We start from the raw sequence: 13,096 nt of genomic DNA, 5'->3' as shown, positions 1-13,096 counted from the left end.
CGGCCGGTTCAGGCGCTGATCAGACCGTCTCGACGAGACGAGCGGTCTCGTCGTGCCAGCTCGTGGCCACGCTGCGCAGCTTCTCTTCGTACTTGCGGCCGTGGTGGGCGCAGAAGAGCAGCTCGGAGCCGTTGACCTCGGCGGCGATGTAGGCCTGCGCTCCACACGAGTCACACCGGTCCATCGCAGTCAGGCGGTACTCGACAGCGGAGGTCTCACGTTCGGTCGTTGCATTCATCTCGGGGCCTCCTCGGGTGTCGGCGTCCTTGTTGGTCGTGCTCAATACAACCACGCTGCACCTGGGGGCATGCCCGGTCGACGGCGTGTTTCGCTCAGCGCGTACGCGCACACGCGCGAAGGCGGTGCCGCGGGGAGTGTCTGCGGGGGGCGGGACCGTCCCGCGAATAGACTCGGAGATTGTGAATGCCGAGTACTCCGCCCATCATCTCCAGGTGCTCGAAGGACTCGAAGCGGTCCGCAAGCGCCCCGGCATGTACATCGGCTCGAACGGTTCGCCCGGGCTCATGCACTGCCTCTGGGAGATCATCGACAACTCCGTCGACGAGGCGGTCGCCGGCAACGGCTCCCGCATCGACGTCATCCTCCACGATGACGGCAGCGTCGAGGTGCACGACCGCGGTCGCGGCATCCCCGTCGACGTGGAGCCACGGACCGGTCTGACCGGCGTCGAGGTCGTCTACACCAAGCTGCACGCCGGAGGGAAGTTCGGCGGCGGCTCCTACGCGGCGTCGGGCGGTCTCCACGGCGTCGGCGCCTCGGTGGTGAACGCGCTCTCCGAGCGCCTCGACGTCGAGGTCGACCGCGGCGGCAAGACCTACGCGATGTCCTTCCACCGCGGCGAGCCCGGCATCTTCCAGGACTCGGGGGAGAAGCGGCCCGATGCGCCCTTCACCCCGTTCGAGGAGAACAGCGAGCTGCGCGTCGTCGGCAAGGCGCCGCGTGGCGTCACCGGCACCCGGGTGCGGTACTGGGCCGACCGCCAGATCTTCACCAAGGACGCCGCGTTCCAGCTCGCCGAGCTCGAGACGCGGGCGCGTCAGACGGCCTTCCTGGTCCCCGGGCTCGAGATCGTGGTGCGCGACGAGCGCGCCGCGAGCGCCGCGGTGGGGGAGGACGGCACTCCGACCGGCCCCGTGGAGACCTCGTACCTCTACGAGGGCGGCATCTCCGAGTTCGTGGAGTACCTGGCGGTCGACCCGCCGGTGACCGACACCTGGCGCATCCAGGGAGAGGGCACGTTCACCGAGACCGTCCCGGTCCTGCAGCCCGACGGCCACATGGTGGCGACCGAGGTCGAGCGCGTATGCGCCGTCGACATCGCCCTCCGCTGGGGCACCGGCTATGACACCCGCATCCGCTCCTTCGTGAACATCATCTCCACGCCGAAGGGCGGCACGCATCAGCAGGGCTTCGAGCAGGAGCTGCTGAAGGTGCTCCGCAGCCAGGTCGAGCAGAACGCGCGTCGGCTCAAGGTCGGCAACGACAAGCTCGAGAAGGACGACGTCCTCGCCGGCCTCACCGCCGTCCTCACGGTCAACGTGCCGGAGCCGCAATTCGAGGGTCAGACGAAGGAGGTGCTCGGCACGCCCGCGGTCCGCCAGATCGTCGCGCAGGTGATGCGCAAGGACCTCCAGCAGCGTTTCACCTCCACCAAGCGCGACGACAAGAGCCAGGCCACGCAGCTGCTCGACAAGATCGTCTCCGAGATGAAGGCGCGTGTGTCCGCACGCGCCCACAAGGAGACGCAGCGCCGCAAGAACGCGCTCGAATCGTCCACCCTGCCGACCAAGCTCGTCGACTGCCGGACGAACGACGTGGAGCGCAGCGAGCTCTTCATCGTCGAGGGCGACTCGGCGCTGGGCACGGCCAAGAACGCCCGCAACAGCGAGTTCCAGGCGCTGCTGCCCATCCGCGGGAAGATCCTCAACGTGCAGAAGGCGTCGGTCGGCGACATGCTGTCCAACGCCGAGTGCGCGTCCATCATCCAGGTGATCGGCGCGGGCTCCGGGCGGACCTTCGACATCGACGCGGCGCGCTACGGGAAGATCATCCTCATGAGCGACGCCGATGTCGACGGAGCGCACATCCGCACGCTCCTGCTCACGCTGTTCTTCCGCTACATGCGGCCGCTCATCGAGCATGGACGCGTGTTCGCCGCCGTGCCGCCGCTGCACCGGATCATCGTCATCAACCCGGGCTCGAAGCCGAACGAGACCATCTACACCTACAGCGAGCAGGAGCTGCACGCCCTGCTCGCCAAGCTCCGCAAGGCCGGCAAGCGCTGGCACGAGCCGATCCAGCGGTACAAGGGTCTCGGGGAGATGGACGCGGAGCAGCTCGCGAACACGACGATGGACCGTTCCGGTCGCCTGCTCCGCCGGGTACGGATGGAGGATGCCGAGGCCGCGGGCCGCGTCTTCGAGCTGCTCATGGGCAACGAGGTCGCCCCGCGGCGGGAGTTCATCATCGACTCCGCGGACCAGCTCTCGCGCGAAGCCATCGACGCCTGAGGGCGGCGGGGACGAAGAAGGGGACCCGGCGAGGCCGGGTCCCCTTTCTTGGCGGACGGGTCAGACGAGGGTCCGGCCGATGCTGCCGATGACGCCGTCGATCGGCTGGCCGGAGGCATCGCGGCGCGCTCCGGGCTCGGGGAGCTTGCGCACCGCGCCGGTGGGGTCTACGGCCAGAGCCGGGCGGGGGCCGACCCAGGCGACCGTGAGGCGGTCCTCGCCCTTCAGGAAGGCGTGGGCGCGGACGCCACCGGTCGCGCGGCCCTTGGACGGGTACTCGGTGAACGCCGAGACCTTCGCGCGGCCCGGATCGGTGCCGGGCAGGATGCTCTCCGCGCCGGAGACCGTGGCGACGACAGCGTCGGTGTCCGGGCTGACGGCACCGAAGAAGAGGACCGCGGCGCCGGAGCCGAGCTTGATGCCCGCCATGCCGCCGGCGGGTGCTCCTTGCGGGCGGACCGCCGTGGCCGAGAACCGCAGAAGCTGGGCGTCGGTCGTCAGGAACACGAGGTCGGCGTCGTCCGCCGCGTCGGCCGCACCGACGACCGAGTCTCCGCTCTTGAGGCCGATGACCTCCAGGTCCGGGCGCACCGGCAGGGTCGACGGCACGATCCGCTTGACGATGCCCTGCGCGGTGCCGAGGGCGACCGGGGTGTCGCTGTCGAATCGGATGAACCCGACGATGCGCTCGCCCTTGGTCGTGACCCCCAGGTAGTCGCGCAGCGGAGTCCCCGCGGCGAGCTGTACGGAGGTGCCGGGCACCGAGGGCAGATCGACGGGGGAGAAGCGGACGACGCGTCCCGTGCTCGTGAGCGCACCGACCTCACCGCGGACCGTCGTCTCGACGGTCGCGAGGATGGCGTCGTGCTTGCTCCGCCGGGCAGGGGCGGTGAGCTCCTGTCCTTCGCCGAGGTCCACGCGCACGGCGCGCCCCGTCGTCGAGAGGACCACGGTGGTCGGAGCGTCGGCGATCTGCAGATCCACCGCGCCCTTCGTCGCGCGGGGCTTCGGCGGGGCCGCGTTCATCAGCAGGGTGCGACGCGGCGTCCCGTAGGCCTCGGCCACGGCGTCCAGCTCCTGGGCGACGGCGGCACGCAGCAGCGCCGGGCTGGCGAGCAGCTCCCGCAGCGACGCGATCTCCGCGAGGAGGGCGTCCCGCTCCGCCTCGAGCTCGATGCGCGAGAACTTCGTCAGGCGGCGCAGCCGCAGCTCGAGGATGTACTCGGCCTGCGGCTCGCTGAGGTCGAACACGGACCGGAGCCGGGTGCGTGCCTGCTCGGTGTCGTCGGACGACCGGATGACCTGGATGACCTCGTCGATGTCGAGGATCGCGATGAGAAGCCCCTCCACCAGGTGCAGGCGCTCCTCCCGACGGGCGAGACGGTGCCGGCTGCGGCGCGTGATGACCTCGATGCGGTGGCCGACGTAGACGCTGAGCATCTCCTTGAGGCCGAGCGTTCGGGGCTGGCCGTCGACGAGCGCGACGTTGTTGATGCTGAAGGAATCCTCCAGCGGCGTGAGCCGGTAGAGCTGCTCCAGGACGGCGTTGGGGTCGAATCCGGTCTTGATGCCGATGGCGACGCGGAGGCCATGGTTGCGGTCGGTGAGGTCGGTGACGTCGCTGATGCCCTGGAGCTTCTTCGCCTGCACCGCGTCGCGGATCTTCTCGATCAGACGCTCCGGGCCGACCATGTACGGGAGCTCGGAGACGATGATGCCCGTACGTCGGGGACCCAGCGGCTCGATCGACGTGCGTCCGCGGACCTTGAGGGCGCCGCGACCGGTCGTGTAGGCGTCCTTGACGCCGTCGAGTCCCATGAGGATCCCGCCCGACGGGAAGTCGGGGCCGGGGACGTACTCCATGAGGTCCTCGGTGGTGGCGTCCGGGTGCTCGAGGAGGTGGGTCGCCGCGGCGACGACCTCGATGAGGTTGTGCGGCGCCATGTTGGTCGCCATGCCCACGGCGATGCCGCTGGCGCCGTTGACGAGCAGGTTCGGGAAGGCCGCAGGCAGCACTGCGGGCTGCTGGAACTGTCCGTCGTAGTTCGGGATGAAGTCGACGACGTCCTCGTCGAGGTTCTCGGTGAGCGACAGCGCGGGGGCGGCGAGGCGCGCCTCCGTGTATCGCGCGGCAGCCGGACCGTCGTCCAGGGATCCGAAGTTGCCGTGACCGTCGACGAGCGGCACCCGCAGCGCCCACTCCTGGGCGAGGCGGACGAGGGCATCGTAGATCGCGGAGTCGCCGTGCGGATGCAGCTTCCCCATGACCTCGCCCACGACGCGGGCGCTCTTGACGTGGCCGCGGTCCGGTCGCAATCCCATCTCCGCCATCTGGAAGAGGATGCGGCGCTGCACCGGCTTCAGGCCGTCCCTGGCATCGGGGAGCGCACGCGAGTAGATGACGGAATACGCGTACTCGAGGAAGGAGCCCTGCATCTCGTGGGAGAGATCGATGTCCTGGATGCGTTCCTCGACAGGCTCGGGCGGCGGGGTTTTCGGCATGGACTTCCTGAGGGCGTACGGGAGCCTGTGTCAGACTGGCTCGGATGTCCTTCATGCTACCGTCCGCGCCGCCGGGCGCCCGGAGCGTCGTCGGGGTGGCGGACGACCTGTGCGCCGCTCTCCGCGGCGAATCCGCCACGCTGCCCCGCGCCGACGCGGTGGTGCTGGTCGTGATCGACGGCCTCGGTGCGATCAGCCTCCGCGGGCATGCCGGTCACGCGCGGTCGCTGACCGCGTCGATGACGAAGAAGGACATCGCGCAAACGGTCTTCCCGACGACGACGGCCGCCGCGCTGACGAGCCTCACCACCGGCGTGTGGCCGGGAGAACACGGCCTCGTCGGGTACCGGGTCAGGGACCCGAAACGGGATGTCCTCGTGAACCAGCTCAGCGGGTGGGAGACGGACGGCCTCGACCCGCTCACCTGGCAGGCGGCGCCCACCGTCTTCGAGCGCGCGGCAGTCGCCGGGCGGGAGACCTTCGCGGTCGGACTCGCGACCTACGCGCACAGCGGCTTCACCCGCGCCACGCTGAGGGGGGCGACGTTCGTGCCCGCTGCGACGCCGGAGGAACGCGTCGAGGTCGCGTACACGCTGGCCGAGGAGCATCCGGGATCGCTCGTCTACTGCTACCTCCCCGAGGTCGACAAGGCGGGGCACAAGCACGGTGTCGCCTCTGCCGAGTGGGTGGCGGCGCTGGAGCGGATCGACGGCGCGCTGTCGCTTCGCGTCCCCCCGCGGGTCGGCGTGGTCGTGACCTCTGACCACGGCATGGTCGACGTCCCGTTCCACCGGCAGGTGGTGCTCGAGGAGCAGCATCTCGGGGGCATCCGTCATGTCGGTGGGGAACCCCGCATGCTGCACCTCTACCGCGAGCCGGACGCCGATGCGGCGCTGGTGACGACGCGTCTGCGCAGCGATCTCGAGGGCGCGGCCGATGTCGTCACCCGAGAGGAGGCGGTCCGGGCGGGCCTCTTCGGTCCGGTCGTGCGCGATGAGGTCCTCGATCGCATCGGCGACGTGCTGGTCATCGCCACCGGAGTGCGCGCGCTCTACGACGGCACCGCCGAGGACCAGCGCAACCGAGGGATGGTGGGACAGCACGGAGCGCTCACGCCTGACGAGACCCGGGTACCGTTCCTGCGGTTCGGGGCCTTCGCCTCCTGACGGGGCCCCGGAACGATCACTCGTCGGTGCGCGCTCCGAAGACGATCTCGTCCCACGACGGCATCGCGTTGCGGCGCCGTCGGCGTCCGCTGCCCTCGCTGTCGCCCGACCCGGGCTGACGCGGTGCGGGTTCCGGAGCCTCGGGCTCGTCGTCCGGCTCCTCGAGCGCGGCGAACAGGGCGATCGGGTCGGAATCCTCCTGGATCTCCTCGACCTCGTGCTCGATCGGCGACGGCTCCCGCTGTCCGCGGCGACGACGCAGGGCCTCGAGGAGGTCCGCGGTCTCCGGGCTCGTCGAGGCGGAGTCGGGAGCGCGGTTGATCGCCGCGTCCTGGACCGCCGGTGCCGAACGCTCGGGCTGCGCCGGCTCCTCCGCCTCCGCGGCGGGCGTCGGCACGAGGCGGGGACCGAAGGCACCCGAATCGAAACGGCTGTCGTCCTTATAGGGCGAGGCGGCACGGTCGGCCTCCACCGCGCGCAGGCGGGGGATGAGTCCCTCCGGGAGTGAACCCTGGCGGGAGAGCTGCGTGGCATCGGCGTTCAGGGGCGAGAGGGCGCTGCGTCGCGGGTCGAAGCTCCAGCGCGCGTCGTGCTCGACGTCGTTGGCGGAGAACTCGAGCTTGATGATCCAGCCGGACTCCTCCTTCCAGCTGGCCCAGCGCTCGGACGATGCGGACACCTCGGCGAGCTTGGCGCGGACCGCAGCTCCGAAGGTGGGCTGCGCGTCCGGCTCGACCTCGCTGCCGATGAGGACGGGCACGGCGAGGGCCTGGCCGATGATGTGCTCGCGCTCGGCGAGGACGGGGCCCTCGAACCGGGCGACGTCGTCGACGCTGATCCCGAGGAGCTCGGCGACCTCCGCGGCGGTGAGACCGGCGCGGATCTGCGCCTGGATATCCCGCGGGCTCGCGGCGAGTTTCTGTGCGGCCGGCTCGGCCTGGCGGGTCGCGCGGCGGATCTCCCGCTGCAGCACCGCGTCGATGGGCAGCGCGAACCGCTCGCCCGCCTCGGTCGCGAGGACGAGCACTCCTGCTTCTGTGCCGACGATGGTGACGTTTTCCATGCGAATGCCCCTCTGATGGGTGTGCGTTCATGGTGTCACGCCGGACGGGCCGGGACAGGGAATACGGCGGGCGTGCCGTGAGTTTGCCCTGTCGCATGGGAGGGCATTTGCGAAACGCCCGCCGGTCATGCAAACTATGGCCGCCGATTACCCGACGGCGCACCCGCCCACTCGCACCATGAAAGTGGAGATTCACCGCATGGCAACCGATTACGACGCTCCCCGAAAGAGTGAAGACGACTCCGAGTCGATCGAAGCCCTCAAGGAGCGTGTGCCGGACAAGCTGTCCGGCACGACCGGAGACGAGGACTCCGACAACCCGTCGAGCTTCGACCTCCCTGGCGCGGACCTCTCCGACCTCGAGCTGGATGTCGTCGTGCTGCCCGCGCAGCAGGACGAGTTCACCTGCATGAGCTGCTTCCTCGTGAAGCACCGCTCGCAGCTCGACCACGAGGGACCCGACGGCCCCATCTGCAAGGAGTGCGCTGCCTGAGCAGCCCTCCGAGCGACGCCCCACGCGCCCCCGACCATCCCGGTCAGGGGCGCGCTGTCGTCTGCGGGGCGGTCAGTCCCGTGCGGCGCGGATGGCCGCGGCGAGGCGGTCGGGGGTGCGGGTCGAGATCGTCCAGGCCACGACGGGGTCGGCCTCATCGGTGTTCGGCACCACGACGACTCCGTCGATGCCGCCGCGGATGAGGTGCCACCCGCGAGCCGGGAGCTCGGGTCCTCTGGCGCTGCGCGCCTCCTCGCCGGTCAGTGCCGTCGGCTCGCCGAGATAGCGCACGTCGATGTGGGCGCGTCCGGCTCGGAGGACGCCGTCCTGCACCGACACCACCGGAGCGAGGGCGAGGGCCGCCACCACGAGGAGCGCCGAGACCGCCGCTCCGAGGAGCAGCGCGAAGGTCGAGCCGACCGGCACGAAGATCAGGGACACCATCGGTCCCGCCAGGGCGATCGTGACCAGCAGCCACAGGCTGGGGGCCAGTCGTTCGTGGTAGCGGGGACGTGCGTCCGTTGCGGGGTTCTGCATTAGCCTCATGGGGTGACCGATTCCGTTGATGTCCCCATTATCGCCGCAGTGGTCCCCGGCTATGCGCATCCGGGCGACGCCGGAGCCGATCTCGTCGCCGCCGAGGCCGTGCGGTTGGAGCCGGGGGATCGGGCTCTCGTGCCCACGGGCGTGCGTATCGCGCTGCCCGACGGCTATGCGGCCTTCGTGGTGCCCCGCAGCGGTCTCGCGGCGAAGCACGGCATCTCGATCGTGAACTCGCCCGGCACCGTCGACGCCGGCTACCGGGGAGAGATCAAGGTGAGCCTGATCAACACGGACATCCACAGCGCGTACGATGTCGCCGTCGGCGATCGCATCGCGCAGCTCATCGTGATGCCCGTCACTCGGGCCCGGTTCCTTCCGGTGGACGAGCTGCCGGACAGCGTTCGCGGCGCCGGCGGGTTCGGATCGACCGGCTATCAGGCACAGACCCCCGAGAACGAAGCAGGACAGGCGAAATGACCGACAGCAACGACACCCCCTCCAAGTCGGCGCCGGAGAACCGCGCCACCGAGGGCCCGTTCGACGACTCCGAGGCGAACCCCGTCCGCCCCTACATCGACCTCGGCGGGATCAAGATCCTGCCGCGCGAGGGCCTGAACCTGCGGCTCGAGGTGGAGGAGCAGAGCAAGCGCATCGTGGCGGTCGGGCTCGACTACGCCGAGTCCTCTCTCCAGGTGCAGCCGTTCGCGGCTCCGCGCAGCGGCGGTCTCTGGGATGAGACGCGGGTCCAGCTGCGCGACCAGGTCAAGGCGCAGGGCGGCCGCGTCGAGGAGCGGGAAGGACCGCTCGGCAAGGAGCTCCTCGCCGAGGTCCCCGCGACGGCCAGCGAGGGCTCCGGCCTGCGTCTCGCGCGCTTCATCGGCATCGACGGTCCCCGTTGGTTCCTGCGCGGCGTGATCAGCGGCGCGGCGGCGTCCGACCCCGAGGCCGCGGCGAAGGTCGAGGACCTGTTCCGCTCGATCGTCGTCGTGCGCGGGGGAGCGCCCATGCCGCCGCGCGACCTCATCCCGCTGAAGATGCCGGCGACGCCGGGCTCCGCGTGACCACGCCGGACCCCGAGGAGCCGCGCACGCAGAGCGCGTCGGAGATCCTCGGAGCAGCCCTCGGCGGTGCGGCGCGCAAGGCTGGGCTCGATCCGTCCGAGAACGCGCAGACGCACAAGGTCGTCTGGTCGGCCATGGGCGGCTGGCGCGGGATCCTGGAGTCGGTGCTGCCGAGCCTCGCGTTCGTGATCCTGTTCACCCTCCGGCCGGAACCCCTGCTGCTGCCCCTCGGAGTGTCGGTCGGTCTGGCCGCCGTGTTCACCCTCGTCCGGCTGGTGCAGAAGTCGCCGCCGTCGGCCGCCCTCGGCGGACTGATCGCCGCCGTGGCCGCCGCCGGGCTCGCGCTTTGGACCGGGCGCGCACAGGACAACTTCGTGCCCGGCTTGATAACGAACGCTGCCTACGGCACTGCGATCCTCGTGTCTGCGCTCATCGGCTGGTCTTTGATCGGTCTTGCCGTCGGATTCCTCATGGGGGAGGGGACGGCATGGCGCGCAGACAGGCGGAAGCGCCGCGCGTTCTTCTGGCTCGCAATTGCTTGGGCCGCCTTGTTCTTCGCCCGTCTTGCGGTGCAGCTTCCGTTGTACCTGGCCGAGCAGACGACGGCGCTCGGAACCCTCAAGCTCGTTATGGGGCTGCCGTTGTTCGCGCCGCTGATCGCCGTGACCTGGCTGGTCGTCCGTGCGCTCTATCCCCGCGAGTCGTCGCACGACGACCCCGCGGCGGCGTGATAGATTTATCTCGACATCAAGATAAATCACGGGCTTTCGCCGGTGACCTGCGCGGAGCAGACTGGTTAGGTCCCCCTTGCTAGCCGCGCGGCCGCACCGGCGAGCAAGATGGAGGCGCCTGTCGCTCCCATCCGAATAGAAGGAGACGGATTCGTGTCCACGGTGAACAGCTTCGGTGCCAAGAGCACCCTGACGGTCGGCAGCACCGACTACGAGATCTTCCGCATCGACACGGTGCCCGGTTTCGACAAGCTCCCCTTCAGCCTCAAGGTCCTCCTGGAGAACCTGCTTCGCACCGAGGACGGCGCGAACGTCACGAAGGCGCAGATCGAGGCGCTCGGGTCGTGGGACGCCAACGCGGAGCCCAACACCGAGATCCAGTTCACGCCGGCGCGCGTGGTCATGCAGGACTTCACCGGTGTGCCCTGCATCGTCGACCTCGCCACCATGCGCGAGGCCGTGACGGCGCTCGGGGGAGACCCGAACAAGATCAACCCGCTCTCGCCGGCCGAGATGGTCATCGACCACTCCGTCATCGCCGACCTGTTCGGCACCGAGAACGCGCTCGAGCGCAACGTCGAGATCGAGTACGAGCGCAACGGCGAGCGGTACCAGTTCCTCCGCTGGGGCCAGACCGCGTTCCAGGACTTCAAGGTCGTACCCCCCGGCACCGGCATCGTCCACCAGGTGAACATCGAGCACCTCGCGAAGGTCATCTACGACCGCACCAACGGCGGCGTCCTCCAGGCCTACCCCGACACCTGTGTCGGCACCGACTCGCACACCACGATGGTCAACGGCCTGGGCGTGCTCGGCTGGGGCGTCGGCGGCATCGAGGCCGAGGCCGCGATGCTCGGCCAGCCCGTGTCGATGCTCATCCCGCGCGTCGTCGGCTTCAAGCTCTCCGGTGAGATCCCCGCCGGTGTGACGGCGACCGACGTCGTGCTCACCATCACCGACATGCTGCGCAAGCACGGCGTCGTCGGCAAGTTCGTCGAGTTCTACGGCGAGGGCGTCGCCTCCGTGCCGCTCGCGAACCGCGCGACGATCGGCAACATGTCGCCCGAATTCGGCTCGACCGCCGCGATCTTCCCGATCGACGACGTCACCCTCGACTACCTGCGTCTCACCGGCCGCAGCGACGAGGCCGTCGCGCTCGTCGAGGCCTACGCCAAGGAGCAGAAGCTCTGGCACGACGCCTCTCACGAGCCCGTCTTCAGCGAGTACATGGAGCTCGACCTCAGCACGGTCGTCCCGTCCATCGCCGGTCCGAAGCGCCCGCAGGACCGCATCCTCCTCTCCGAGGCGAAGACGCAGTTCGAGCAGGACATCCTGAACTACGCCACGGCCTCGACCAGCGACGACATCGTCGACCTCGAGTCCAAGCACTCCTTCCCGGCGTCCGACCCCGGACAGGTCCCGGGGGAGGAGGAGCCGACCACGCGTCCGGTGCACATCAGCAGCGGTGCGCCGGCCAACGTGTCGAACCCCGTGCCGGTCACGACTCCCGAGGGCGAGCAGTACACCCTCGACAACGGCGCCGTCACGCTGGCCGCCATCACGTCGTGCACCAACACGTCCAACCCGTCGGTCATGATCGCCGCCGGTCTCCTCGCCCGCAAGGCGCGGGAGAAGGGCCTCAAGCAGAAGCCGTGGGTGAAGACCACGCTCGGCCCGGGGTCGAAGGTCGTCACGGACTACTACGAGAAGTCCGGCCTGGACAAGGACCTCGAGGGCCTCGGCTTCTACACGGTCGGCTACGGCTGCACCATCTGCATCGGAAACTCCGGTCCGCTGATCGAAGAGGTCTCCGAGGCGATCAACTCGCACGACCTCGCCGTGACGGCCGTCCTCTCGGGCAACCGCAACTTCGAGGGCCGCATCAGCCCGGACGTGAAGATGAACTACCTGGCGAGCCCGCCGCTGGTCATCGCGTACGCCCTCGCCGGCTCGATGCACTTCGACTTCGAGACCGACGCGCTCGGCACGGACGCGGACGGCAACGACGTGTTCCTCAAGGACATCTGGCCCTCGCCGGACGAGGTGCAGGAGATCGTCGACTCGTCGATCTCGCGCGACCAGTTCATCAAGCAGTACGCCACCGTGTTCGACGGTGACGAGCGCTGGCGCAACCTGCCCACGCCGGACGACGACACGTTCCAGTGGGACGAGGACTCGACCTACGTGCGCAAGGCCCCGTACTTCGACGGCATGACGATGGAGCTCACCCCGGTGAAGGACATCGAGGGTGCGCGCGTCATGGCGACGCTGGGCGACTCGGTCACCACCGACCACATCTCGCCCGCCGGAAACATCAAGCCGGGCACGCCCGCGGCCCAGTACCTCACGGAGCACGGCGTCGACCGCAAGGACTTCAACTCCTTCGGCTCGCGTCGCGGCAACCACGAGGTCATGATCCGCGGCACCTTCGCGAACATCCGCCTGAAGAACCTCATGGTCTCGGCCGTGAACGACGGACAGGTCGTCGAGGGCGGTTACACCCGCGACTTCACCCAGCCCGACGGCCCGCAGTCGTACATCTACGACGCGTGCATGAACTACGCCGAGCAGGGCACCCCGCTCGTCGTGTTCGGCGGCAAGGAGTACGGCTCCGGCTCGTCGCGTGACTGGGCGGCCAAGGGCACGAGCCTCCTGGGCGTCAAGGCCGTGATCACGGAGAGCTTCGAGCGCATCCACCGCTCCAACCTCATCGGCATGGGCGTCGTCCCGCTGCAGTTCCCCGCCGGGGAGAGCTGGGAGTCGCTGGGCCTCGACGGCACCGAGATCGTCTCGATCACGGGGCTCGAGGAGCTCAACAACGGCGTCACCCCGAAGACGGTCAAGGTCACCGCCACCCCGAGCGAGCACTCGCCCGAGGGCAAGCAGCCGGTCGAGTTCGACGCGGTCGTCCGCATCGACACCCCCGGTGAGGCGGACTACTACCGCAACGGCGGCATCCTGCAGTACGTGCTGCGCTCGCTCGTCTGAGGCGCATCGATGAAGGGG

At 69.5% G+C, this 13,096-nt stretch carries 11 protein-coding genes; 7 read left to right on the top strand and 4 right to left on the bottom strand.

What is annotated here, in order from left to right; all coding sequences use genetic code 11:
• Positions 1-19 precede the first annotated feature (19 nt).
• Entirely contained in the window at positions 20-238 is a 219-nt protein-coding gene (locus MICNX66_RS08855; protein ID WP_187661569.1) for a DUF7455 domain-containing protein, read from the bottom strand.
• Between the two features lie 181 nt (positions 239-419).
• On the opposite strand from MICNX66_RS08855, the gene MICNX66_RS08850 reads away from it, so the two are divergent.
• Positions 420-2,531 carry a DNA gyrase/topoisomerase IV subunit B gene (locus tag MICNX66_RS08850; protein ID WP_442922882.1) on the top strand — a complete coding sequence of 704 codons (2,112 nt, stop codon included), beginning with the start codon at positions 420-422 and terminating at the stop codon, positions 2,529-2,531.
• Between the two features lie 60 nt (positions 2,532-2,591).
• Here MICNX66_RS08850 and MICNX66_RS08845 read toward each other — a convergent pair whose 3' ends face one another.
• On the bottom strand, positions 2,592-5,033 hold the full coding sequence (locus MICNX66_RS08845) for a DNA gyrase/topoisomerase IV subunit A (RefSeq protein WP_187661568.1): 2,442 nt from the start codon (positions 5,031-5,033) through the stop codon (positions 2,592-2,594).
• Positions 5,034-5,077: 44 nt separating this feature from the next.
• Between MICNX66_RS08845 and MICNX66_RS08840 the strand changes: the two genes are divergently transcribed.
• Positions 5,078-6,199: an alkaline phosphatase family protein gene (locus MICNX66_RS08840; protein WP_187661567.1), complete on the top strand. Its 1,122-nt coding sequence runs from the start codon at positions 5,078-5,080 to the stop codon at positions 6,197-6,199.
• A 16-nt stretch (positions 6,200-6,215) separates the two neighbouring features.
• Here the strand turns inward: MICNX66_RS08840 and sepH are convergent, their stop codons facing one another.
• On the bottom strand, positions 6,216-7,262 hold the full coding sequence (gene sepH, locus MICNX66_RS08835; protein ID WP_187661566.1) for a septation protein SepH: 1,047 nt from the start codon (positions 7,260-7,262) through the stop codon (positions 6,216-6,218).
• Between the two features lie 199 nt (positions 7,263-7,461).
• Between sepH and MICNX66_RS08830 the strand changes: the two genes are divergently transcribed.
• Entirely contained in the window at positions 7,462-7,755 is a 294-nt protein-coding gene (locus MICNX66_RS08830; RefSeq protein ID WP_060921810.1) for a DUF4193 domain-containing protein, read from the top strand.
• A 72-nt stretch (positions 7,756-7,827) separates the two neighbouring features.
• Here MICNX66_RS08830 and MICNX66_RS08825 read toward each other — a convergent pair whose 3' ends face one another.
• Positions 7,828-8,292, bottom strand: coding sequence for a DUF3093 family protein (locus MICNX66_RS08825; RefSeq protein WP_187661565.1), 465 nt, complete (start codon positions 8,290-8,292; stop codon positions 7,828-7,830).
• Between the two features lie 12 nt (positions 8,293-8,304).
• On the opposite strand from MICNX66_RS08825, the gene dut reads away from it, so the two are divergent.
• The 4 genes from dut to MICNX66_RS08805 all read left to right on the top strand — a co-directional run bounded on the left by dut (position 8,305) and on the right by MICNX66_RS08805 (position 13,078).
• Positions 8,305-8,775: a dUTP diphosphatase gene (dut, locus tag MICNX66_RS08820; RefSeq protein ID WP_187661564.1), complete on the top strand. Its 471-nt coding sequence runs from the start codon at positions 8,305-8,307 to the stop codon at positions 8,773-8,775.
• Entirely contained in the window at positions 8,772-9,359 is a 588-nt protein-coding gene (locus MICNX66_RS08815; protein ID WP_187661563.1) for a DUF3710 domain-containing protein, read from the top strand. Before dut ends, MICNX66_RS08815 begins: the two co-directional genes overlap by 4 nt.
• Positions 9,356-10,090 (top strand): DUF3159 domain-containing protein, encoded by a 735-nt coding sequence (locus tag MICNX66_RS08810; RefSeq protein WP_187661562.1) that lies wholly within the window; start codon positions 9,356-9,358, stop codon positions 10,088-10,090. The genes MICNX66_RS08815 and MICNX66_RS08810 overlap by 4 nt, the downstream gene beginning before the upstream one ends.
• Before the next feature lie 108 nt (positions 10,091-10,198).
• Complete coding sequence (locus MICNX66_RS08805; RefSeq protein WP_187661561.1) at positions 10,199-13,078, top strand: aconitate hydratase; 2,880 nt, start codon at positions 10,199-10,201, stop codon at positions 13,076-13,078.
• The last annotated feature ends 18 nt before the right edge of the window (positions 13,079-13,096 follow it).

It is taken from the genome of Microbacterium sp. Nx66 (assembly GCF_904066215.1).
Classification (GTDB): Bacteria; Actinomycetota; Actinomycetes; order Actinomycetales; family Microbacteriaceae; genus Microbacterium; species Microbacterium meiriae.
This window is presented reverse-complemented; position numbering and strand designations above follow the sequence as displayed.